The 22,090-nt window shown below is 45.2% G+C and carries 24 protein-coding genes; 7 read left to right on the top strand and 17 right to left on the bottom strand.

The genetic code is table 11. The annotated features are described in order from the left end of the window. Positions 1-7 precede the first annotated feature (7 nt). A complete protein-coding gene (locus tag QWZ01_RS22390; protein ID WP_290327316.1) occupies positions 8-187 on the bottom strand; it encodes a hypothetical protein in 180 nt (59 codons plus the stop codon). Positions 188-501: 314 nt separating this feature from the next. Here QWZ01_RS22390 and QWZ01_RS22395 point away from each other — a divergent pair, with 314 nt between their 5' ends. Beyond that, entirely contained in the window at positions 502-1,815 is a 1,314-nt protein-coding gene (locus QWZ01_RS22395; protein WP_290327319.1) for an NAD(P)/FAD-dependent oxidoreductase, read from the top strand. Between the two features lie 288 nt (positions 1,816-2,103). On the opposite strand, the gene QWZ01_RS22400 is transcribed toward QWZ01_RS22395, so the two are convergent. The 3 genes from QWZ01_RS22400 to QWZ01_RS22410 are packed head-to-tail and all read right to left on the bottom strand — an operon-like array spanning position 2,104 to position 5,087. Then, the gene (locus QWZ01_RS22400) at positions 2,104-3,699 is read right to left on the bottom strand and encodes an alpha-amylase family protein (RefSeq protein ID WP_290327321.1); all 1,596 of its coding nucleotides are present in this window, start codon (positions 3,697-3,699) and stop codon (positions 2,104-2,106) included. A 6-nt stretch (positions 3,700-3,705) separates the two neighbouring features. Then, positions 3,706-4,395, bottom strand: coding sequence for a DUF421 domain-containing protein (locus QWZ01_RS22405; RefSeq protein WP_290327323.1), 690 nt, complete (start codon positions 4,393-4,395; stop codon positions 3,706-3,708). Between the two features lie 8 nt (positions 4,396-4,403). Beyond that, positions 4,404-5,087: a DUF421 domain-containing protein gene (locus tag QWZ01_RS22410; RefSeq protein ID WP_290327325.1), complete on the bottom strand. Its 684-nt coding sequence runs from the start codon at positions 5,085-5,087 to the stop codon at positions 4,404-4,406. A 210-nt stretch (positions 5,088-5,297) separates the two neighbouring features. On the opposite strand from QWZ01_RS22410, the gene QWZ01_RS22415 reads away from it, so the two are divergent. Together QWZ01_RS22415 and QWZ01_RS22420 are read left to right on the top strand one after the other, a co-directional pair. After that, on the top strand, positions 5,298-5,978 hold the full coding sequence (locus QWZ01_RS22415) for a GlgX family protein (protein WP_290327327.1): 681 nt from the start codon (positions 5,298-5,300) through the stop codon (positions 5,976-5,978). Positions 5,979-6,109: 131 nt separating this feature from the next. Further along, positions 6,110-6,406, top strand: coding sequence for a hypothetical protein (locus QWZ01_RS22420; protein ID WP_290327328.1), 297 nt, complete (start codon positions 6,110-6,112; stop codon positions 6,404-6,406). 77 nt (positions 6,407-6,483) lie between these two features. Here the strand turns inward: QWZ01_RS22420 and QWZ01_RS22425 are convergent, their stop codons facing one another. Continuing rightward, positions 6,484-6,948: a low affinity iron permease family protein gene (locus QWZ01_RS22425; RefSeq protein ID WP_290327330.1), complete on the bottom strand. Its 465-nt coding sequence runs from the start codon at positions 6,946-6,948 to the stop codon at positions 6,484-6,486. After that, positions 6,945-9,215 (bottom strand): hypothetical protein, encoded by a 2,271-nt coding sequence (locus QWZ01_RS22430; protein WP_290327332.1) that lies wholly within the window; start codon positions 9,213-9,215, stop codon positions 6,945-6,947. Before QWZ01_RS22430 ends, QWZ01_RS22425 begins: the two co-directional genes overlap by 4 nt. A gap of 324 nt (positions 9,216-9,539) precedes the next feature. Here QWZ01_RS22430 and QWZ01_RS22435 point away from each other — a divergent pair, with 324 nt between their 5' ends. The 4 genes from QWZ01_RS22435 (at position 9,540) to QWZ01_RS22450 (ending at position 10,655) form a co-directional block, all read left to right on the top strand. Next, complete coding sequence (locus tag QWZ01_RS22435; protein ID WP_353959428.1) at positions 9,540-9,668, top strand: hypothetical protein; 129 nt, start codon at positions 9,540-9,542, stop codon at positions 9,666-9,668. After that, entirely contained in the window at positions 9,661-9,822 is a 162-nt protein-coding gene (locus tag QWZ01_RS22440; RefSeq protein WP_290327336.1) for a hypothetical protein, read from the top strand. Before QWZ01_RS22435 ends, QWZ01_RS22440 begins: the two co-directional genes overlap by 8 nt. 29 nt (positions 9,823-9,851) lie before the next feature. Then, positions 9,852-10,022, top strand: coding sequence for a hypothetical protein (locus QWZ01_RS22445; protein WP_290327337.1), 171 nt, complete (start codon positions 9,852-9,854; stop codon positions 10,020-10,022). A gap of 96 nt (positions 10,023-10,118) precedes the next feature. Continuing rightward, positions 10,119-10,655, top strand: coding sequence for a DUF4142 domain-containing protein (locus QWZ01_RS22450; RefSeq protein WP_494337323.1), 537 nt, complete (start codon positions 10,119-10,121; stop codon positions 10,653-10,655). Between the two features lie 29 nt (positions 10,656-10,684). On the opposite strand, the gene QWZ01_RS22455 is transcribed toward QWZ01_RS22450, so the two are convergent. The 11 genes from QWZ01_RS22455 to QWZ01_RS22505 form a co-directional block, all read right to left on the bottom strand. Then, positions 10,685-11,428, bottom strand: coding sequence for a DUF3891 family protein (locus QWZ01_RS22455; protein WP_290327338.1), 744 nt, complete (start codon positions 11,426-11,428; stop codon positions 10,685-10,687). Between the two features lie 19 nt (positions 11,429-11,447). Beyond that, positions 11,448-12,527: a glycoside hydrolase family 130 protein gene (locus QWZ01_RS22460; protein ID WP_290327340.1), complete on the bottom strand. Its 1,080-nt coding sequence runs from the start codon at positions 12,525-12,527 to the stop codon at positions 11,448-11,450. Beyond that, entirely contained in the window at positions 12,508-12,924 is a 417-nt protein-coding gene (locus QWZ01_RS22465; protein ID WP_290327342.1) for a hypothetical protein, read from the bottom strand. The genes QWZ01_RS22460 and QWZ01_RS22465 overlap by 20 nt, the downstream gene beginning before the upstream one ends. Positions 12,925-12,957: 33 nt before the next feature. After that, on the bottom strand, positions 12,958-14,505 hold the full coding sequence (locus tag QWZ01_RS22470; RefSeq protein ID WP_290327343.1) for an FAD-dependent oxidoreductase: 1,548 nt from the start codon (positions 14,503-14,505) through the stop codon (positions 12,958-12,960). Between the two features lie 245 nt (positions 14,506-14,750). Then, a complete protein-coding gene (locus tag QWZ01_RS22475) occupies positions 14,751-15,305 on the bottom strand; it encodes a YciE/YciF ferroxidase family protein (RefSeq protein ID WP_290327345.1) in 555 nt (184 codons plus the stop codon). A gap of 338 nt (positions 15,306-15,643) precedes the next feature. Further along, the gene (locus tag QWZ01_RS22480; RefSeq protein WP_290327347.1) at positions 15,644-16,804 is read right to left on the bottom strand and encodes a hypothetical protein; all 1,161 of its coding nucleotides are present in this window, start codon (positions 16,802-16,804) and stop codon (positions 15,644-15,646) included. A 213-nt stretch (positions 16,805-17,017) separates the two neighbouring features. Next, positions 17,018-18,109, bottom strand: coding sequence for a DUF748 domain-containing protein (locus QWZ01_RS22485; RefSeq protein ID WP_290327349.1), 1,092 nt, complete (start codon positions 18,107-18,109; stop codon positions 17,018-17,020). 817 nt (positions 18,110-18,926) lie between these two features. Further along, the gene (locus QWZ01_RS22490; protein ID WP_290327351.1) at positions 18,927-19,409 is read right to left on the bottom strand and encodes a hypothetical protein; all 483 of its coding nucleotides are present in this window, start codon (positions 19,407-19,409) and stop codon (positions 18,927-18,929) included. A 4-nt stretch (positions 19,410-19,413) separates the two neighbouring features. Continuing rightward, positions 19,414-20,556, bottom strand: a complete 1,143-nt coding sequence (locus QWZ01_RS22495; protein ID WP_290327353.1) for a zinc-dependent alcohol dehydrogenase — start codon at positions 20,554-20,556, stop codon at positions 19,414-19,416. Between the two features lie 307 nt (positions 20,557-20,863). Next, positions 20,864-21,118, bottom strand: a complete 255-nt coding sequence (locus QWZ01_RS22500) for a hypothetical protein (protein WP_290327355.1) — start codon at positions 21,116-21,118, stop codon at positions 20,864-20,866. Between the two features lie 17 nt (positions 21,119-21,135). Next, entirely contained in the window at positions 21,136-22,077 is a 942-nt protein-coding gene (locus tag QWZ01_RS22505; protein ID WP_290327357.1) for a manganese catalase family protein, read from the bottom strand. Positions 22,078-22,090: the final 13 nt, after the last annotated feature.

Raw genomic sequence — 22,090 nt, forward strand, 5'->3', positions numbered from 1 at the left:
TTTTTAGTTAGCGAGTTTCTGCTTCAGGTCCCTTGTGGCTAATTGAACTACTATTGGAACGAGCTCCAGGTTTGCCATTATCGTTATCTGGAGTGACGGTTTTAACGTAAGGTGCGACCGCGTTTTTGGACGTTTTCACGGTTTTCTCATTATCCGCCTTTATTGTAGTTGCTTTTTCAGTTGTCATGTCTTTTCAATAATAGATATGAAATAAAATAACATTATAGTATAAAATGTTTCATCTAATTTATAGTTAATCAATTTATAGTCACGATGGTGATTATCCTTATGGTTCACTTGGGACTAAGATGTTTGATTAATTTGGCGATAGAGCTATAGTACCATTAAACATTCTTAACAAAAAGATCTGAAAGCAAATTAAAATTCAGTACGTTCCAATACTTCAATAAATTCTGTCTTTCTTAATATTTGCCCTAGGCTGTTGATATGGAAAGAGGCACGTTTGTTGTACCCCATACACCAAACAACAAAACCTGCGCTATGAATTTAACAAACAGCTCAAAATTCCCACTGGTAGTTATTACAGGCGGAGGCTTTGGCGGCCTTGAGGTAGCCAAAAAATTAAAGGATAAGCCCGTTGATGTTTTAATGCTTGACAAGCATAATTACCATACCTTTCAGCCACTTTTATACCAGGTTGCCATGGGTAGCCTTGAATCAGAGTCGATAGCGTTCTCATTGCGTAAAAATTTCGCCAGTCAGAAAAACTTCCGTTTCCGGATTGCCGAGGTTACAAAAATAAATGCTGAAAGCAACACTTTAGATACTACCATAGGCCCTGTTGCCTACGATTATCTGGTAATTGCTACAGGCTCCACCACCAACTTTTTTGGTAATAAGGACATTGAAAAATTTTCGATGCCCATGAAATCCATTCCCGAGGCGCTTAACCTGCGTTATTCCATTTTACAGAACATAGAGGAGGCCTTGCTTAAACCAAGTAAAGAAGAACGCGATCCCTACCTCACTTTTGTACTGGTAGGTGCAGGGCCAACCGGTGTTGAACTTTCAGGCTCACTGGCCGAATTACGTAACCATATCCTTACCAAAGATTATCCTGAATTAAAAAAGGAGGACATGAAAGTATACCTGGTTGATTTTTTACCAAAGGTATTGGGTCCATTTTCTGACGAAGCCTCGCATGCTGCCAAAGATTTTTTAATCAACATGGGTGTTGAAGTACTTTTAGGCATGAAGGTAGAAAGTTACGACGGTGAGGAAATGAAGTTTGAAGGAGGTAAAACCATACGTACCAAAAATGTGATCTGGAGCGCCGGGGTGATGGGAGTTGTGCCTGAAGGTATTGATGAAGATAGGATTGAGAAGGGCAACAGAATTAAAACCGACAACATTTGCCGTGTAGTGGGCACCACCAACGTATTTGCTATTGGGGATGTAGCGGCCATGATCACTAAAGAAACACCTAAAGGCCACCCTGGTGTTGCGCAGGTTGCAATACAAATGGGCCAGCATGTAGGTAAAACCATTGCCCAGCTTATCAACGGTGAACCAACCGATCCTTTTAAATACAACGATAAAGGTTCATTGGCTACTATTGGCCGCAACAAGGCCGTTGCCGATTTGGGAAAAATTAAGTTCCAGGGATTTTTTGCCTGGCTGGTATGGATGTTTGTGCACCTGATATCGCTTTTAGGTGGCCGTAATAAGATGATCGTGTTTATTAACTGGGTATCCAGCTACATTACCTATAATGGCGGTACAAGGCTCATCATCCGCAAGTTTGAACGCGAAGGCCTTACTGAGGACGCGCATTTGCCCAATACGGTGGATTAGCTTTTGGTTCGGTATTTTGAGGAATATATTGAAAAGTCTACCTTTGTCCGTTTGTGAATATTCACCAGCCCTACATCGCCTTGTTGTAATTGGCCCACTGATGTGGGCTTTTTGTGTATTGTTGCAATTATTAAAAAAATCCAATATAAAAGCAACGACGAAGATAACAATAGATCTACTTTTTTCGATCCGGCTATCTGCTATTATCTAATTCGAAAGTTGACACTTGTTTGAGTTATGAGGCTGCAGGAATTATGCTAATCTCCCTTAGATTTAAGGAATACACAGCTACATTTTCTGCCATTTAAAACCGTACGGTGGTAATTTAACAATACCAGCTGGCGATTTAAACTCCTGAGGTTTATCACTAAAATTATAACAAACAAATGCACGCTTACCTTTATCAGAATAAAGTAAAGCCAATACCTCGTCTTTCGAATCAACAATGCGCCATTCACCGTTGTCGAATTCTTTAAATTTCTGACGTTGCAGAATTATTTGTTTGACGAATGCCAACAACGATTGTTCATTATCACTTTCCTTTTTAACATTTACTGTCTTGTAGTCGTATGGTGAGGAAGTGATCAAGGGCCGGAATGGGCTTCCGCTGGTAAAGCCTGCATAATCGGTAGAATCCCATTGCATGGGTGTGCGTACCGACAAACGTTCTTTAAGTGACAAATTATCTCCCATGCCGATTTCCTCGCCCTGGCGGATAACTGGCGTTCCGGGTAAACCGTAAAGCAAGGCATAGGCGAGCCGCAACCGCCGGGGATTGTTGCCGAGCATCGGCGCCAGCCGGCGGCGGATACCCCGTTTATACAACTGCATATTGGTGTCCGGTCCCATTTTAGACGTAACCTGGTTAAACTGATGATGGCTCAGCCGGCCAAGATCAATCTCATCGTGGTTACGCAGGAACCAGGCCCACTGCGCAATACCGGGTTTGGTTTTGGTTTCCAGTAGAGCTTTTTTGAATAAGCCGGCATCGCCTGTGGCCAGGCCGTAGAAAAGATATTGGTTAGCGTAAAAGTTAAACATCATCTGCAGCCCGTCATGATGTCCAGTAAAATATTTTTCATTTTCATTGGGTTCAACATTGGCTTCACCCAACAATACCGCCCCTGGTTTGTGATGAATCACAAAACCGGTCAGCCGGTGTAACAATTCAAAATCAAAATCCGGTTTTTCGGCGTTCTTACGCGGGTCATCAATTACAAACGGCACAGCATCAAGGCGAAAACCGTCAAGGCCTTTATCCAGCCAGTAGCCCAGAATATGTTCCGCTTCTGCGGCCACTTTGGGGTTTTGATAATTTAGATCAGGTTCGAAGCGGTAAAAACGATGGAAATAATAAGCTTTTGCCTCCGGATCAAAATGCCAGGAATCTTTTTCTACGCCCGGAAATCCCATGCCTTTATCCCAGTCAGCCGGTTTGCTTTTTGACCATAAGTACCAGTCGGGCCTGCTTCGAAACCAAGGGTGCCGGATCGAGCTATGGTTCAGCGCCAGATCCATGATTACATTAAGCCCTTTGGCTTTAGCTGCCTTTAAAAACTGCTGGAAATCAGCGTCATTTCCTAATTTGGGATCGATTTTGCAATAATCAGTAACATCATATCCGTCATCTTCCAGCGGTGAAGGCTGAAACGGCGCAAGCCAGATGGTATTAATACCGAGCCCACGCAAGTAATCCAGTCTGCTGGTAAGGCCTTGAAAATCCCCTTCTCCATCTCCATTACTATCCTGGAAAGTCTTAACATCAAGGTTGTAAATGATCCAGTGCTTATAAGGCGCATCGATATTCAATTCTGCCGCCGGTTTTGGCTTACAAGCAGTAAACATGAACAGCGCAATTAATACAAAGGTTGTGTGTCTTTTCATATTGAATTATTTTACTGCCACAGTCCATTCGTTGGCAGCGCAATGCGGGCATTTATCATTGGTCTGAATCGTACGGGGCTGCAAAAGACCGCAGGATTTGCAGGCAAGCTGATTTGATGAAGGCTTGAGGCGGCCGCAGAACTCCTGATCCCACTCCGGCAGGATCAATAGCCCTTCATTTGGTTCTTCATTAATGATGAGGGTGAAGGAACCGCCAGCTTCCATGTAAAAACGTTTCACACTGCCCAGTTGCTTGATTCCGGCGCCGCGAAGCTCGGCCATCAGTCTTTCTTTTGAGATGCGCACCTTTTTTAGTATTTCCAGGTCAATCACAGCATCGTTTACCAAAACATCCAATTTTCCAACAGCATAACGTTCAAACCTCTCGTTTCTAAAGGCGATCGTGGAAATCCCCCGTTCAATATAAATGACGACAATGGCAATAACGACTGCAGGTAATATTCCCCGGTCTGGCGAAGTAAGCGGCGTTCCGACCGCAGCAGCCAATGAAACCATCGCGACCAGCTCGTTCCGGCTCAGCAGCCCACTCATTCGTTTACCCATTAGCCGCATGGACAACATCAGTAGCAGGTAAATTACTGCAGAACGGATGATTAATTCGACGTAAAAGCTTCCCGGTACTTCGCCCAGTAAAATCCGTGACCAATCTGAAAAATAAATGTCCTCTTTCTTCATATTACAAATTAATTGACAGCTCTTAGCCACTTGTCATGACCGCAGGCCATGCAGATTTCCTGATCATTTAAAGTCCGCACGATTCCGCAGCTCTGACAGGCCAGCACTTCCGCAGCATCGGTTTGCATAGCCTGTATCGCCGGATCATCCGGAGGGAGTACCGAAAGTCCGGGTTTCGGGGCCTCCCGTTTGTAAACGGAATACATTCCGCTTGCTTCCAGGTACATGCGGTCTACAAGTCCGAGATTGTAAATCTGCTGGCTCCGAAGCTGTGCAAAAACCTGCTGCCGCGTTACCCGGTAGTCTGCCATCTCGTTGAGCAGCAGCACCCCGTCTTTAACCAGTATCCCTGCTTTTCCCTGTGTAAAATCCTCTATCCGGCTGCTTTTTACGCCGAGGTAACTGATGCCACGCTGGAAACCGAATGCGCAACACAGCAGCAGAAACGATTCCATGATGCCGTGATCCGGGAGCTGCATGGACGCGGATACGATAGCACCCAGGGTCAGCATGACAGAAAGCTCCATAATTGTTAGCTGCCCGCTCATACGTTTTCCAAGCCAGCGAAGCGTGTAAAGCAAAAAAAGGTAAACTATCAGGGTGCGAATAAAAACTTCCAATAAAAAGACTGGTGGCGCTTCTCCGATTAGGATGCGCATGATATCACTGAGATGGATATCTTCCTTTTTCATAAATGGGTAGCGTCTTGTTTCGCCCTTTTGGAAATATTACGAAAAACAAAATTCATAACCATACTTTTTTTATGATTGAACAGGAGCATTTAACTTATGTTTTAATTACTAATTAAAACATTTTCATAAAAAAAATTTATTGAGCAAACATTTTGTCGGAATGATTTTTATACATGCGGCCTGCCGCTAATGATCGGCTCCTTGAAACAAATGACCAAAAGAAATCAAATTTTACCTGGGGAACCCTTTCCTTTAGGTGCTACTTTAACGGACGAGGGCGTTAATTTCGCGATATATTCAGAAAACGCGACGGGTGTCGACCTTTGTTTTTACGACATCGATGACCCTACAAAGGAGACGCATCGCATTGCGCTGAAAGAAGTCACGGATTATATCTGGCATGGATTTGTCAAAGGCATTCGAGCGGGCCAGCTATACGGATACCGGGTAAGCGGGCCTTATGAACCAGAAAATGGTCATCGATTTAATCCCAATAAATTGCTGCTCGACCCTAATGCGAAGGCTGTATCTGGAATCATTGACTGGAATGACGCACTTTACGGGTATGAGGTAGGGCATCCGGATGGCGACCTTAGCTTCAGTAAAACCGACAGCGCCCCCTATATTCCTAAGGCCGTAGTCATTGACCCTTCATTCGACTGGCAAGATGATAAAAGTCCTAAATTGAAATATTACAACACGATAATCTATGAGGCGCATGTCAAAGGTCTTACCAAACAACATGCGGATATCCCGGAAGAGCTGCGCGGAACATATGCAGGTATCGCCCATCCGGTAACGATTAGTTACCTCAAGGAATTAGGGATCACGGCAATCGAACTAATGCCGGTTCATCATTTTGTAACAGACCGATCACTCAGGGGTTATTAGATTTCACAAAGAAACTAATTGCGTTACGTGACAATCATTCCGTATTTTCACGAAAAAACTGGTTTCACGGAAAGCCAACGAAGGAAAATAAACTTCTGGACATCGCCTGGTTCCTGCCGGATGGGCAGGAAATGCAGGAAGAAAACTGGAATCAGGAATACGCTAAGTCCGTGGGGCTTTTTCTCAACGGCAAAGGACTTAACGCGACAGATTCAGATGGTAATCCTGTGGTCGACGACAATTTCTTTATCATGTTCAATGCCCATGATCAAGACGTTGATTTCCGGCTGCCTGAAAAGGCATATGGTAAGCAATGGATAAAGGTGATAGACACCGAAAAACCAGATAAAAAGCAGGAAAAATTTGAAGCATCGGACATGTGCAGTGTACCTGCAAGGTCATTGTATGTTTTTCAGGCGAAAAATTGATTATCAAAAATAGTGAGTTCGACTTTTTCTTATACTTTAACTAAAAGAGAAGTGAAAATCATTTTTGCTCTTTCGTGTTAAACTTCTTTTTTAACTCCTGTACGATCCTTCGATTTTCTCTTTTGGTTTTCTGCGGCGGCATCTATTGAATGCGTGCGGGTCAGGTCATTTTCTTTTTCTGCCAGATCGGACAGGCGGATGTAAAATTTATACAACTGATCCAATTCACCCTCGGTGAGATCTTCGATATTGACCATACGGTTACTGGTACCTTCGTGGGAAGCCAGCAATTCATTTAGTTTCAGGTGGACAGCTTTAGAATCTTTGTTCTGTGATTTTTGAATTAGGAAAACCATTAAAAAGGTGATGATCGTGGTACCTGTATTGATTACCAACTGCCATGTTTCTGAATAATGAAACACCGGCCCGGTCACTCCCCAAAGGATCACTGTTGCTGTAGCTATCATAAATGCGGCTGAACTACCTGTAGCCGCTGTAGCCCAGTTGCTGAAACGTTCGAATAAATTCTTCCTTTTCTTCATTTTGTTTTCCAATTGATATAAACCTCACTGTCCCCGGGAATGGAAAATTCCAGGTGTCCTTCTTGAGTTGTCCTGCCTGTCAGCCCTTCCCTGCTGCCGTTGAGCATTACTAGAAATTTGGGCATCTGACCTTTATCGGTTTTAACCAGCATCAGCCGGCACTGGAGCCGGCCATCGCCCGCTAACTTAAATTTTGCCGGACAGTGCTTTTTAGCAGAAAAGCCATAAGTTGGGTAATCGGTATAAATCATAAAGGGCTCACCTTCTACCTGCATGTAATGACGCGGCAAGATCCCAAAGGCATTGCCGGCGCCATAAACCTCCTGCCCTACTTCTCCTGACTGCTCCCATCCGTCATGTATATCCTCCAGCGCGATCCAAAGGTTGGGATCTACTTCCCCTGTCTTGACTTCCCCGGATAACATTTCTTTAGGTAGCATGGTCGGGTAATAAAACACGGCACGGTCTACTAAGTAGCGTATATATTCAGCCATTAGTAAACGCAGGGAAGGCAGGATGTCCTGACCTTCTGCATGCCGCAGGTAATCATGGAAGGCGCAGAAAACTTCCTGTTCTTCGTAAACCGCAGTATAAGGGGCATCATTCAGCGGGAATAGCGCAAAAAAGGATGGGAAACTCCTGCCGTATCCATAATTGCAATCCCATAGCTTCACGTTTTTGAATACATTGGCCAGGCATAAATAGCTCAGCTCTTTATATATGTCCTTCCCAGTTATCTTATATAAACGTAGTAATGCGCCTGCCGAAAATGAGGTATTATTAGCCTGATAAAACAAATCAAAGCCCAAGCCGTTCAATGTTAAGGCCGCTTTTTCCGACTCAGCCAGATAGCGTTTGTTTCCGGTCAGCTCCCATGCCTGCAGCATCACGTGCGCATATAAGCCCGGCACATCCTTTTCGCCCCCTTTACCGGGCTGCGTTTCAGCCTTGACCACTTCCAGTGTATCCATTTTATAAAATACAGGCCAGCGGTAATCAAAATGACGGGCCACTTTTATCGCGAATTCCAGCGAGTCCAGGAACAATTTTTCAGCAACTTTATCCCCCTTAAGTGCCAAACGTGACAGATTGAGCAGCGGGTGATGCAGGTACCAGGAATCCATGACGAGCGGTTTTTTGTGCTCCTCTTCACCCTCCATTTGATCAGCCATTTTCGGGTGCCAGCGCATGATCGTTTGATAGCGGTCATCATAAAATGCCGGTAAACCTTCTTTGACCTTTTTCATGACCTCCAACTGTGAATCGTTCCATTCTACATAATCCAGCAAAGGCAACAGTACGGCCAGCTGCACCATGATTTCGGGGGGTGTCGCATAATCACACACATAGGCATTCAGGTAATGATTACCGTCAACCTGGGTCCAGCAGCCGGGACTTTCCGTCAGGTCGGTTAAACCTTCTTGCAGCGTTTCCGGCCAGTTTTTATAAGTGGTCGCAGGTCGAGGCAGTTCCAGATAAACTGCCGCCAGTAAATCCAAATATTGCCGAATCATACCCGGCTCATCCCCCGGGACCTGATCATCAAAAGCGATGCATGCGTCACTCAGCGTATAGGTTTTTCCAGCTTCAAGAGGTTTGCCCTTTTCCGTGGGCGGCAGGGCAAATCCGATCTCTGGCCACCGGCCGCCTACCGTGTTGCCGGCTGAAGTTTCGGTCGCCTGGTTGTATTCAGCAAGCGTGGTCAAGTTCTGCAGATAAAGCACCGAACCCGCTTTGGGCCGGCTCAAACTGAAATAAAGCTGCCCCGAACGCGTACCGACCTGGCTGACCTTGACCTCACCTTCAGCCAGCCTGTCGCTGCTCGCTGCCCCCAAAGGGATGATATCCCGCGGCCAGTATGGAAATAAAACCTGAGCTGCCGTTTTCAGCGTTGTGGTGAGCCGCAGTACAGGAATGTCGCTCGGAGGCAACCCGACCACTATCTTGTATTCGCCGACCAGCGAGTGTATCCCTAAAGTTACGTTTTGATCTTTTTCTAGGATTTTCCGGACGACCAATTGATCGCCCGGGGAATAAGCAAGCCGGAAAGCAATTCGGCTTCCTTTCGGCCAGCTTGCTACCAGCCAGCAGGAGTCTTCCACTATATAAACTTTAAAGGAATAGTCCGCCTTCACCTTTTCATAGACAGCGGTCAGGTCAGGACTGTTTAATTTTGCATTAGCGGTTAGTAACCAGGCGGAGGTTGCATTCATCGTAAAAAAATAATTGGTTATAAATTGATTTAATACTTTTTGAACGCGTGCCAAAAGCTCCTTAAAAAGTAGTACAATAACCTTTTTAGGTAAAATATTGTTTTTGAATTTCTTTTTAAATTATTTAATTAATTAAAAACATAATACCGCCCAGGTAGTTTTAGAAGTACCATTTACCTAAAACAGATAATCTTATGCTTCACTATGTAAAAGACCTGCAATTCAACGCCAGGGTATTTCGTCTTGACCCGCATTTCGCCAACTGTTGTTAGCGCAGTTCGGCGGAAAAAAATCCAAGCTGGTAGCAGCCACGCAGACTTCACCCAAGTCTTCCGGGCGAAAGTATCGCCCCGGGATAAATACCACTTGCTGATGGATATGAGTACCGAAGAGTTCAGTCACCTGGAGATTCTGGGTGCTATCATTGAGAATTCCGAGGCAAAAGGCGCAGGTAAATGGAGTACTTATAACACCAACGGACAACAAATGACCATGAAAAATGGATGAGCGATTATTTTTAAAGGGCCAGCGGGTGATCACCCCGGAAGGCAAAGGTGAGGTTGTCGATGCTGTCGGTGACAACATTGTGGTGAAGCTGGATGATGGCGCGACACAAACCTTTCCATCCGCTGACCTGCAGGATAACAGCAGCGCCGGCTGATTAATTACATCAATCTTAAATCTGAATCAATGAAAAAAATCATTATTCCGCTTGCCCTCGTGTTGATGGCAACTTTCCTGAGCAGTTGTTCTGCGATCGAGGGCATTTTCAAAGCAGGTGCTGTTACCGGCATTATCGCGGTGATCGTGGTGATCGCCCTGATTATCTGGGTCATTTCCATGTTCCGCGGAAAAAGTTAAAACCTATTGAACTAATATTCAATTATATCTACCATCAACCAAATACCTATAAAAAAGATAAACGCACTACTTTTAACCCTTGCTGCTGCAGGTCTGCTGCAAGCCTGTTCAGGGAATAAAACATCATCAGGCTCAGATAGCTCGGCTGCCTCAAACGACAGCTCCCAATCTACTGCCGTTCCGGCTGACTCATCCGCTCAGGCGCTGGCAGATACTGCCTTTGCTGCAAAGGAAGCGGTCGGCGGAATGGCAGAAGTAGCTCTGGGTAAAATGGCTGCCGCTAAAGGGGCAGATAGCAAAGTAAAGGATTTCGGTAAAATGATGGTGATGGATCACGGCAAGGCAAACGCGGAGCTCATGACCATCGCCAAAGGTAAGCATATCGCTTTGCCTGCCGGTCTGGATGCAGAGCACCAAGCGAAAAGTGATAGCCTCAGCAAACTGAGCGGAAAGGGATTTGATAAGGCTTACGTGGATGCCATGATCGATGGACACAAGAAAACCCTGTCATTGATGCAAGCTGAAGCATCAAACGGCAAAGACGCGGAATTGAAGGCATTCGCCGGAAAAACTGCACCTGTGGTACAACACCACCTGGAAGAGATCCAGAAAATCCACGACGGTTTAAAATAAAAGCTTAAAGTACAGGTTAAAAATGCCGCTTATTTCTTAGGCGGCTTTCCTGTTTTCAGTATCCAGCGTTTCTCAGTAACCCTGGCCTGCCGGAATGCCGAACGGAATTGTTCGGTACTTTTAAACTCCAGCTGCGGAATTAGACGGACTTCAAAAGAGAGTTCAAACTGATCCTGCTCAAATGGCCAGGGTTCTACGGTCAGTATATCCGGTCCTGTCTGGATCAGCTGGTATTTCTTATCTTCCGGCCCGTTGCTGATCTCCACGGAACGTGCTTCCGGCTGGTTGTCGTGCTGGCAAAGTAACAGTGACAGGGCGTCGCACCATTCCAGCAGGCGATAGTCCCGCTTGGCTTCACTGACCGATAGGTTTAATTCTTTACGCCACTGCTTTTGAAATGCATGTTGTTCTTTAATGAATTTAGCTGCATCCGGGTTATCAGCACATTCCTTTCCGTATACAAACCCGAGATGCATCGAACAAAGCAGCGCGATATAACGGCTTTTCGATAAAGCAAAGTCCATCGTTTGACTGCAGTGGCGTTGTTCAAAAGCTTTCATTTTAAAATCCACCGGCCCTCCCTGAGCCGTAAGCAGATTGCCCCGTTCCAGTTCAACCTGCGCATCGTCATGCTCGGCAATGGCCAGCAAAGTTTCAATCCAGCGTTCGGTACGGATGCTGTGCTTCCATTGCGCTGCGATCTGCGCCGCCAGCAGGCCGTGTGCCCTCTGCGTAATAACTTCCCAGCCTAAAGCTGTATAATTGACGATCATCTGTAATTTCGGTTATCCGTTATAGAAGTTTAGTTAAGATTTCGCTGATCGAAAAATATGCGCCGCACACAAACTCATCCGCAGCACCATAATACACGGTTAACCGGTCGCCATCCACTACATGACCGTTAGTAAAAACCACGTAACCGAAGAAGCCGCTCAATTCATATGCTTCTGCCGGCACCATGATCGGTTGGGTTGTCCGTGAAATTACTTTGGATGGATCATCAATGTCCATCAGAAAAGCCCCAAGACAATACTGATGTTCTGCGTTTGCCCCATGGTAGATCTCCAGCCAGCCCCGTTCTGTCCGGATCGGCGCGGCACCTGCACCAACACGAGCGCTGTCCCATAAGCCCGGCCGGGTCTTGATCAGGCATTGGTGGTTGCCCCAGTGCAGCCCATCGGGAGATTCAGCCAGCCATATATAGTTGCCGCCGATCTCTTTACTGCTGGGCCGGTGCAGGCAATAATACTTACCACCAACTTTTTCCTCAAAGATCGCGCAATCCTTGTTATGCGGCGGCAAGATCATCCCATAGGATTCAAAATGCTGCCAATCCCGTGTTGTTTTCATACCGACCCCGACCCCGCTGTCGGATACCGCGGTGTAGGTCAAATAATAAGTATCATCAATTTGGGAAACCCTGCAGTCTTCTACTCCAAAACGTTCGAGATACCCGTTTCCAAATAACGCAGGATAATTTTCCTGTTCTTCAAAGTATACCCCGTCTTCGCTTGCGAGCAAGCGCAGGTGGGAAATGGTTGTCAGGTAATCCAGGCCTTTATAATTAATCACCCGTGCATCGGTAGCGATCAGGTCCGGATCGTTTAACGGCACCTCAATGATCTCGGCATTTCCCGTGGCATTCAGCGCAGGAAAAAAAAGTACGCCTTCCTTCTGCGTAACCCCCTCGGCTACCCTGACCAGGAGACAGGTTTTTCCTTCATAACGAAAAGCTCCCGGATTCAGCAGGCTGATGATATGCAGGCCTGCAGCGCTGGGCTGCAGGTCCCTGGGTAGCAATAATGGATTCTCCGGAAAACGTTGTGCCAGATCCTGGAAACTTTCTTTAGGTTTATTGATAATCGGTGGCATAATTTGTTTTTTTTAAGATTTGATAGCCGATCCCGGCAAAGACCGCAAACACGAGGTGTGCAGGCACAAGCTGCAGGTAATATTTATTAAAACTGAGTGCCGGCGGTAGCGGATGCATTTTAAAGGTCGTCTTCCAGACGGCCACCGCCAGCAAACCGCTGAGGCCACCCAGCCACAGGTTCGTCTTCAGGTCGGGTTTAAATTTACCGCTCCGCCACAGCTCGGCGTACACCAGCTCAAATAACAGGCCTACCCCGTAATGACCCAGCCAGCCTAAAGCCTGGCTCTGCTGTTTGTCCAGTTTTGGAACAAGGCGGCCGGCCAGTTGCCCGAGGCGCTCCGGCTCGCTGAAGTTTTCACCGTCGGCCTGCGAAACAAGGTAGCTGAACAGGGTCATAAAGGTCGTGCCGGTAAGGCCGCTGGTCAATATTTAGTCTTCATGGCTATTGATTCTGGGCAGGTTTTTCGTTGCAGGTCCGGTCAGTACATTTCCGTCGATGTCATAACGTGCACCGTGGCAGGGGCAATCCCAGCTTTTTTCCTCAACATTCCAGTTCACGATACACGCGGCATGGGTACAAACCGGGCTTAGCGCATGGATAGTACCCTTTTCATCCCGGTAAGCCGCAATCTTTTCGCCGTCTACCTCTACCACTCTGCCGGTTCCCGGCTGCAATCTTTTTAGAGAATCGGTTTCATGAATATGAAAACGGTCTTTCACAAACCGGTAGGCCACATCTGCATTCTCCTTAATAAATTCGCTGAAGCCGTCTATCGGTTTTATGCGCGAGGGGCTGAACAGGTCCTGATATTTATTCGGCCGCTTCCTAACCAGGTCGCTGAGTAGCTTGCCCGCGATACTGCCCAGCATCATGCCGTTTCCGTTATAGCCGGTCGCGCAGTAAATACCATCTGATGCCCGGGGCATCCTCCCGATATACGGCAGACCGTCAACCGGCACATAATATTGGGATGACCAGCGGTATTTTACCGATGATACGTTATAATATTTACGGATATATTTTTCTAGGTCTGCAAAAGCTTTTCCCGGATCGTCATGACCTGTTTTATGATCATTTCCGCCGGCAATCAATAGCTTTTCGCCGTCAATGACATGCGTCCGGAAATAGTGATAAGGTTCCTGCATATCATATACCAGTGCGTCCGGATAGGTATCCGTTTTTAACTTCACCCCCAGCACATAACTCCGGTAGGGTGCGCACTCGAAATTGAACAGGTTAATATGGGGCGGCATGTGCGTGGCATAGATCACAGCCCTGGCACGGATAGCATGTGTGGCCGCTATGGCGGAATGTATGTCATCGGTTGTTTCAACACCAGTGATCAGCCTATTCTCTAAAATCACCCCTCCGGCATCCAGGTAAGCTTTTTGCAAACCCTGTAAATATTTTAACGGGTGGAACTGTGCCTGTTGATCAAAAACCAGGGCTTTTTCATACGTCACAGGCGTCGGCACTTCTTCCGAATAGTTCACAGGCACACCTACTTTTACCGCTCCCTTATAAATCTCATCCAGTTGTTTCACCTCATCTTTGGTTTCTGCATACAAAAAGCCCGGCTTGTTCTCGTAGTCGCAATCGATCTGGTGGGTGTCCACATGGGATTTGATCAACGTGTACCCATCCTTAATAGCGTCCGCAAAAAGTTTTGCCCCCTCCGCTCCAAAGGCACTTTCCGCTTCCCGATAGGTCGTGTCCGCAAAGGTGTTGATATGTGCGCTCGTTCCCCCGGTGGTTCCAAAGCCCATCGAATGCGCTTCGGCCAAGATTACCTTTTTACCTGCTTGTTGGAGCAGTAATGCAGCTGTCATTCCGGTGATCCCACCGCCTACGACCAAAGTATCATAAATGGTGTCCGCGTTAAAAAAAACTGTCGAAGCTATGGTAGCTGTCCCTTCCTGCCAGGGAGCTTGCATCGTCCCGTCGCGGCTTAATATTGAATCGGTTTTCTTACTCATAAATTTACTACAAAGGGGAGACGCAGCACTTTCCAATAGCGCTACTACAAAAAATGGTTATATATCCCACAATATTAGCTGGAATCAGCAAATTGATATCACCTGGAAGCAATAGTTCATTGATTCTTAACGCTGTAGCACCTAATTTACCAACCGGTGGTGGTCTGTGCTGTATGGATATGTTTGTTTACCGGCGCAAAATACAACCCAGGACATCTTCCGATGACCCGGATTGAATTTAACTATTATTCTGACTCAGCTGCCGCGGCTTCATTCACATAGTTTTCTGCAACCTGAGTGAGTAATGAATCGGCATTTTTTTCTTCGGCTAAAGTTTGATCGAATAAGCTTTGTGCTTCGCTATAACCGAGCGTTCCTGCTAACGTACGTAACGTTCCATACGATGCAATTTCATAATGCTCTACTTTCTGAGCTGCAGAAATTATAGCTACATCTCTTACCTCAGTCCCTCTTTCAGTATCCGTTAAGAGCTCTGTAGCTTCATTTAGTAAGCCTTCCATAGCCAGGCATTTTTTTGCTACGGCCTTTTCCCCGATAGCAGCGAATACTCTTTCCAGACGGGTTACGTGATTTTTGGTTTCTTCAAAGTGATTGGTTATAGTTGTTTTTAAGTCTTCTGAAGTCGCCCCTTTGATAAGTTTCGGTAATGCTGATGCCAGATGCTTTTCTGCCCAATAAATGTCTTTAACTTCATCAATAAATAATTCTTTCAGCGCACTTTCTGCTTCAGGAGTACGGTTTGCGGCTGATGCAGCCTTTTTGTTGGTTTTTGTAGCCATGATGGTAAATGTTTGTAGGTAAATTGGTAAACAATAACGTTCCCTACTTATGAAGGCAAGAAACGTTCCAAAAGGCTGGAACAGATGATAAATTCGTTTTGCGGAAGACGTCTGTCTGTATGCTGAGTTTGTAACAAATGAGCACCTACTTACCTTTTAAGAAAAACTATCGGAGTTTTAACAAGGAATGTGCATCATCGTACTCTTTGTTAACGTTCGCCAGTTTGTATTCGTACGGCACGGTATTGACCCAAGGGCGGAATGGGTGCATCTCCAACAATATCAGGTAAATATTTACTGGCTAAAAAGACCCGAGTTGTTTGTAACAGCGCATATGATCATGTGTGCATGGAAGAGCCTATTTCATGTGTGAAGGTTTTGAAAACAAGCCTTCCACTATTCCAGCGTTTCAATTTATTTGCCTTTTTTATGCCCGCTCTGTCCTTAATTTGCTTATTCGAGCCGTAATAATCCCGCATGAAAGTTTTCATTGCATCATGGATAGCAATTGTACTTTCCTTTGCCATCAGCTCTGGATTAGTTTTTGTCAAATCAGCCAAAGCCAAAGTCATGCTCAATGCGTAATAAGGGCAATCCCAGTCATGATTATAAGGGTCGTCACCCTTAACGTTAACCTTTTGTAATGGATGTGAAATATCTTCGATAATTTCCGCTACGCCATCTCCGAACACATGGGTGTACTCCGCGATAAAATGGTTCCACCAGCGCGGGTGTTGCGGTAGTTCTTTTAGCAGCGTATCGCAGATCAAAACGCGTTGGGGAAAATCCGGTTTTTTTGGATCCATGATAACCAACGATGTTCCGAAATGACCCTCTTTAATAGAATGTCTGCTGCAAATCACAAAAAATTGCAGGGATGTCTCATTTGTATGAGCAATAGACGCGGTCAGATGTTTGATGTCCTGGAGCCTATCTACCAAAAAGCCACGCTGAAACATCACCTGTAGATTTCCTTCAGATTTTGCTAAACTCTGTTTGCTATTTTCATCAAACACATGAGCGTTTGCAGGGCGGCTCGTGAAATGGTTACCACTATTATAGCGCACTTCAGATTCAAGGGGATAAGTTTCGATATCCGCGTTATCGCCGGCTTCGGTTTGTTTAAGCGGGTGGATCGACCGGAAGGGAATATGCATTTTTTCGCAACTCATTCGTCGCGCAAGATTGTATAAGCGCTGTTCTGAGGGCGAAAAAACAGGGTCCCCGGTAACCTGATCAAAATAAACTTTTGTTATAGTCCGTCCTAAATGATCGGCGACGAAGCGATTCAGTAATAGCTTTCGGAGAGGTGTTTCCGTGCAAAGGAAATAATCCCGCAGCGCATTGTTAGCCAAATATTCGTCCAGCGACTGATCAAATTGCAAAAGGGCTTTATCCGGGTTGTTTTTAACCCAAGTCCTCAATAATCTGTACATTTTCTTTTCAAAACGAACGTTTTTCGCCTCTGCTATTTCTTTATTACAATAACGCTGTCTCATATAGCTGAAAACATGCTTTAAGTTTAATTCTTAAATATAATGATTCCGGCCTGCTTTTTTCCTTCGTCATTTTAAAAATCACAGTGTTATACGGTTAAGTTTCAAACAGTTGTTTAAGCTGTTTGATGGGTTCAAAAAGGTGAGTTTACCTACTCTATAACTTTTAAAACTAAATAAAAAACGTTGCTTATAATTTAACATCTCTTCAAAAGGCTAAGAAACTTTTTGTCCTTTTGCTTCATTGGTAATACTTTCTTTAAATGCATGGACAAACGCATTTTTAAGAAAACCTACAAAGGTCGCCCAGCTACTTGTCTTCGGATTTTTAATATTCCCTTCAATGGGTATTACGGTTGCAATCTTTTTAGTGTTAGGATTTTCTACGGCTTTAGCAAACAACCCGACTACCGCCTTTTTCACCACTCGCAATATTCCCCCCTTTTTCTTGATATCTTTTTTGACGTTCAGTACTTTCAAATTTTTTACAAAAGGTTTCACAAATCCATCAACCTGGCCATCGGTCAATTTCAATTTACTAAAAACATCCAGGTCGCCTCGTTCTATATCAAATTTAATGTTGGCCTCAAGGAAACCATTCAAAGCGAGCAGGTTGACGCTAGTCAGCTGCATCCCCATATCAAAGTCAGGAATCTCTTTTAACAAGTTGAGCCTCATGTGGGCTTTTAAATGTCCTTTTCCAATTGATATTCCACTCAGGGTAACCTCAGACGGCAGCGGATCATTGGTCTTTTGCACATTAGCCAGATTCAATGCCGTCAGTTGTAGGTGGTCGATATGGAGGTTTACACTTGGTTTTTTCTCCAAATCTACATACGCAAACCGGCCGTTGTTAATTTTCAGCTTATTAATGGTCATTGGAATCAAAGCTTTTACAGTCTTTGTCCAGCTCTCTTTAGATGGTTCTTTTGAGATATCTTCAGTACCCAAAATATGTATATTTGGCGTTTCCGCAATCACCTCGCCTACCAGTCTTCCCTTAAACAATGCATTCCATTCCAAAGAAAGATCCATGTGCTTGATTTGCAAAAAGGGGTACTTGGCGGGATCTGTATTTTTTTTAAGCAACAAACCCTTAATGACGTATGCTCCTCGTAATAAATGAATATCGATATCCTCCACATGTCCCGTGTAGCCGGGCAATTCGTTCAATTTTTTATTTACATAGCCCTTAACTATAGCCGGCAATGCCAGGCGAATAACCAATAATATTATTAGCAGCGCGCTAAGTACAATATAGCCCCAGCTAATCTTTTTAAGAAACATTTTTAATCGATTGGTTTTCATAACGTTTCTTATATGTAGTAGTACTGATAGTAGTACTGAAAGAACAGGCCATTTGCCTTTCTGAACTTAAATTAATTGCTTTAGTGTATGGAAGGTTTTAATAAAAAAGAGTATTAGCTATTTACAACTAATACCCTGATTTACCATCATAGAATGATAAATCACATTTGAGCACTATCACAAACCCAATTCTTCTTACAGTCCAAGCATTTTGAATTAGTTAGCGCTTTCAATATTATGTTACAGCATTTTATTTTAAAGTCATAACAACAACATTTCAGTACATTTTTCCCTTCAACATTTCAATTGAAGGGGACAAATGGTGTAACGCACAAACCTGCTGCTTTAGTTCGTTCTGATTGACCAGGTGATTATTTTTCATAGGTCGGAAGATGAAATAAACCTCCTTACACTCGCTGCTTAGAGGTTTATAATTATACAACTATTACACATAATTTAAACTACCCCGGCAAAACTACTAACCGGAGATAAGTACTGATTGATCATCATCGCACTCGCTGCTCAAATAATCAAAATAAATTTCTAATTGCCTTCATGATAAAGATAAGGCTTCGGAAATTTACAGATTGGGTATTATTACTCCGATTTCAGGTAGAAAATACTTGATCGGCTGGACAGCATACGAAGCCGATTAAAAAAAGAAAGCCGTTAATTGCTTAACGACTTTCCCAATCATCACTCTACCAGTTATTTTAAGCATTTCTGAATTTTAGTGATTTCCTCCAGGTGTATCTGTACTATCCGTTCCGTTTGCGCGGCAGACTAATAACTGGCTTTTTTCATAGTTGTGGCAGGATTATTTTTTTCTCTTAAACAAACTTACGAGCACAAGGCTTGCCAGGGTAACCGCAACTGCTTTTCTAATTAATCCTGCTCTGTTATGCTTCCATTCCACAGCAAGACCGCGCTCTTTAATGATATTCGGTATTTGTCCTTTCTTAAAATCTTCAATCAGACCCTCCAACATATTGATGCGGTCGGCAAGGATCAGGGGTATCCAGTGCCGGTAGCGATCTTCGCTGTGCTGGAAAGCATAGCGCCTGATCATACCACTAAATCCTGAAGGTGGTACTGATGTGCCGAATACCCGGGTGATTGCAGGCCTTTCATTGGACCTTAGTATCTCGACCAATTCAGGCTGTTGGTCAGAGCGTTCATAATGGATACGATTATGGTCATCGCCCGTGTACTTTTTCATCGGGTACGTTGGTTCATTTTCCGGATCAGCATCCATGCCCCAACCGGGGATCAGTTTGTAGTCTTCGTTGCTTGGTTCCATAATGTTAATGTTTGGCGGATGGGATCAGTACAGTTTTAATACAGTTGTCCAGTTTGGAGGAAAATAAGCGGTATGCCTCCGAGACCTCTTCTAATGGAATACGGTGCGTGATCAATCCTTTAGGATCGAGCCTGCCCGACATCACATGATCGATTAGTTTAGGCAGGAGGCGTTTTACGGAAGTTTGATTAGCGCGGATGGTGATGCCCTTGTTAACGATGTTACCAAACGGCACTAAATTAAAGGGCGGGCCATAAACACCGACGACAGACACGATACCGCCTTTTTTGACCGAATTAATCGCCCATTGCAGCGCGGTAGCTGCACCTGCCTGCAATAAGGTAACACGGCCGCTGAATGTTTGCAGGGTATTACCCTCCGCTTCACATCCCACGCAGTCAATACACACATCCGCCCCGTACCAATCCGTAGTCTTTTTGAGAAAAACCACGGGATCCTCCATCTCTTTAAAATTGTAGGCTTCGCATTTGGCATAGTTTTTCGCAAACTCGAGCCGGTAGTCAATATGATCAATAATGATTACGCGCGAGGGGCCGAAGAACCAGGCGCAGCGAGCTGCCATAATCCCTATGGGGCCGGCGCCGAAGATCACAACCGTGTCTCCTTCTTTAATGCCTCCCATTTCCGCAGCCTGGTACCCGGTCGGTACCACGTCCGTTAAAAGGACAGCATCGTCCGGATCCATTTCCGCAGGGATGACCGTCGGTCCAACGTCTGCATAGGGCACGCGGACATATTCAGCCTGGCCACCGTCAAACCCTCCAGCCGTGTGTGAGTAGCCAAATATCCCTCCAACCGCGGTTGCCATCGGATTGGATTCATGGCAGTTTCCAAAAAGACCCTGCTTGCAAAAGTTACATTTGCCACAAGCGATATTAAATGGCACCAGCACCTGGTCGCCTATCTTCAGCTTTTGAACCAGCGGGCCTATTTCCTCCACGATGCCTGTAAATTCGTGCCCAAAGGTCGATCCAACGCGCGTATCCGGCACCATGCCGTGATACAGGTGGAGGTCAGAGCCGCAAATGCAGGTCCGGGTAACCCGAATGATAGCGTCTTCCGGATGCAATATTTCCGGCACCGGTTTTTGTACGGCCCGGACGCGGTACGGCCCGCGGTAGTTCATAGCTAACATAGGTTTTCGTTTAGTGTGTTATTTTACTCAGAACAGGGAGATAGGCTAAGTATGCTGCTTGTCAAACATCGCCCTCCCTATGAAATATGCAGGCATGGGCACAATCACTTAAGAAGCAGTATAGTCTTTTTCATGACTATCTTGATTTACCCAGCGCTACTATCATCAGTGACGTCATCAGATGCAAAAGTTTTTACTTCACCTGAATCCAGTTTGACCTCTATGTTATCCCCTGTCGTTTCCAATACTTCTCCGTTTCCATCGGGTGTGATTACCCGGCGTCCTTTCATATCCATATTTAGTGTGTTGATGGTTTTGACATATGGCCTGAAGGATCAACGTTACCCTTGCTGGTAGAATCGCTGGCCGGTCTGTTGGCGGAATCCTTCCTATCGTTGTTAATTGTCGAAGTGTCCCTGATCGGCGGTCCTCCGCCTTTAAATACACTACCGGTGTCTTTAGTATTGCCAATGGTTTTATGGGTAGAACTGGATTCGCAGGCTGAGAACGTTAGCATAGTCAACGCAGCAAGCACGATCCCGCAGTTTGCCATTTTCATAAATTTGTGATTTAATTAATTACTGATTCGTATGTACTCCATTGCGCCACGCCTTCGGGGTCCGTGCGCTTTACCTCCGCACTTTTGAGTGCGCTCATATCTTTATTCAGCTCTTCGGTTGCCGTTATGGCATCGCTAAAATCCTTCGTTAAAATGGTTTGACCCTCGGTTTGCTGAACTTGTTCTAACGGATTTTCGATATAAATGAATTCCTGACCCATGCCTTTCATCTCGCCTTCGTTCCAGGGGCCGCGAACCGTTCCGTCAGATAAATTATAAACGTTCTGCACGTATCGTGGATCCGCAGCTAAGACGCCCGGCGGGAAGTTTGGCTGTATGCTGTTCAATGCAGCTTCGAACATTTTATAATGAGTCACTTCCCTGGTCATCAGGAAGGATAAAGTTTCCTTTACATAAGGATCATCGGTGAATTTCATCAGGTGTTCGTAAACTAATTTGGCGCGTGATTCAGAAGCCAGATTGCTCCGCAGATCTACTGTCAAGTCGCCATTGGAGTGAATATAAGTAGCACACCAGGGAACGCCCTGGCTATTTCTCAGTGTTGGCCCGCCACCTGTAATGAGCGGAAACTGGGGATTTGCCAATAGCGCCGAATGGATTACGCTTTCTTTTTCAGCTTTGCCATTCATCGAAACCATAATCTCGCTTTGTTCTGCGGCATCTTTCAATTCACCGTTAACTCCTTTAAGCAACATTTGAATAGTCGCACCTACGATCTCCAGATGACTGAATTCTTCAGTTGCGATATCCATCAGCATATCATATTTGTCGGGGTGTGGCTGTTTAGCGCCAAATGCCTGGGTGAAATACTGCATGGCAGCAGCCAATTCACCGTTTTCCCCACCGAACTGTTCCAGCAACAAGTTGGCCAAACGCGGATCAGGGCGGGAAACCCTTGCATTAAATTGTAGATCTTTTACGTGATGAAACATAATTATAAATTTT

Origin of the sequence: Mucilaginibacter aquaedulcis, assembly GCF_030409325.1 — a bacterium.
Taxonomy (GTDB): domain Bacteria; phylum Bacteroidota; class Bacteroidia; order Sphingobacteriales; family Sphingobacteriaceae; genus Mucilaginibacter; species Mucilaginibacter aquaedulcis.

Excerpts from the sequence above, each read along its gene's own strand:
- QWZ01_RS22455 (WP_290327338.1), bottom strand. The coding sequence starts at position 11,428 with ATGATCGTCAATTATACAGCTTTAGGCTGGGAAGTTATTACGCAGAGG.
- QWZ01_RS22500 (WP_290327355.1), bottom strand. The coding sequence starts at position 21,118 with ATGGCAAACTGCGGGATCGTGCTTGCTGCGTTGACTATGCTAACGTTC.
- QWZ01_RS22415 (WP_290327327.1), top strand. The coding sequence starts at position 5,298 with ATGACCAAAAGAAATCAAATTTTACCTGGGGAACCCTTTCCTTTAGGT.
- QWZ01_RS22475 (WP_290327345.1), bottom strand. The coding sequence starts at position 15,305 with ATGGCTACAAAAACCAACAAAAAGGCTGCATCAGCCGCAAACCGTACT.
- QWZ01_RS22395 (WP_290327319.1), top strand. The coding sequence starts at position 502 with ATGAATTTAACAAACAGCTCAAAATTCCCACTGGTAGTTATTACAGGC.
- QWZ01_RS22495 (WP_290327353.1), bottom strand. The coding sequence starts at position 20,556 with ATGAACTACCGCGGGCCGTACCGCGTCCGGGCCGTACAAAAACCGGTG.
- QWZ01_RS22445 (WP_290327337.1), top strand. The coding sequence starts at position 9,852 with ATGAAAAAAATCATTATTCCGCTTGCCCTCGTGTTGATGGCAACTTTC.
- QWZ01_RS22465 (WP_290327342.1), bottom strand. The coding sequence starts at position 12,924 with ATGACCCTGTTCAGCTACCTTGTTTCGCAGGCCGACGGTGAAAACTTC.
- QWZ01_RS22480 (WP_290327347.1), bottom strand. The coding sequence starts at position 16,804 with ATGAGACAGCGTTATTGTAATAAAGAAATAGCAGAGGCGAAAAACGTT.
- QWZ01_RS22485 (WP_290327349.1), bottom strand. The coding sequence starts at position 18,109 with ATGAAAACCAATCGATTAAAAATGTTTCTTAAAAAGATTAGCTGGGGC.
- QWZ01_RS22470 (WP_290327343.1), bottom strand. The coding sequence starts at position 14,505 with ATGAGTAAGAAAACCGATTCAATATTAAGCCGCGACGGGACGATGCAA.
- QWZ01_RS22405 (WP_290327323.1), bottom strand. The coding sequence starts at position 4,395 with ATGAAGAAAGAGGACATTTATTTTTCAGATTGGTCACGGATTTTACTG.
- QWZ01_RS22435 (WP_353959428.1), top strand. The coding sequence starts at position 9,540 with ATGAGTACCGAAGAGTTCAGTCACCTGGAGATTCTGGGTGCTATCATT.
- QWZ01_RS22505 (WP_290327357.1), bottom strand. The coding sequence starts at position 22,077 with ATGTTTCATCACGTAAAAGATCTACAATTTAATGCAAGGGTTTCCCGC.
- QWZ01_RS22440 (WP_290327336.1), top strand. The coding sequence starts at position 9,661 with ATGGATGAGCGATTATTTTTAAAGGGCCAGCGGGTGATCACCCCGGAA.
- QWZ01_RS22390 (WP_290327316.1), bottom strand. The coding sequence starts at position 187 with ATGACAACTGAAAAAGCAACTACAATAAAGGCGGATAATGAGAAAACC.
- QWZ01_RS22425 (WP_290327330.1), bottom strand. The coding sequence starts at position 6,948 with ATGAAGAAAAGGAAGAATTTATTCGAACGTTTCAGCAACTGGGCTACA.
- QWZ01_RS22490 (WP_290327351.1), bottom strand. The coding sequence starts at position 19,409 with ATGGAACCAAGCAACGAAGACTACAAACTGATCCCCGGTTGGGGCATG.
- QWZ01_RS22410 (WP_290327325.1), bottom strand. The coding sequence starts at position 5,087 with ATGAAAAAGGAAGATATCCATCTCAGTGATATCATGCGCATCCTAATC.
- QWZ01_RS22420 (WP_290327328.1), top strand. The coding sequence starts at position 6,110 with ATGCAGGAAGAAAACTGGAATCAGGAATACGCTAAGTCCGTGGGGCTT.
- QWZ01_RS22400 (WP_290327321.1), bottom strand. The coding sequence starts at position 3,699 with ATGAAAAGACACACAACCTTTGTATTAATTGCGCTGTTCATGTTTACT.
- QWZ01_RS22460 (WP_290327340.1), bottom strand. The coding sequence starts at position 12,527 with ATGCCACCGATTATCAATAAACCTAAAGAAAGTTTCCAGGATCTGGCA.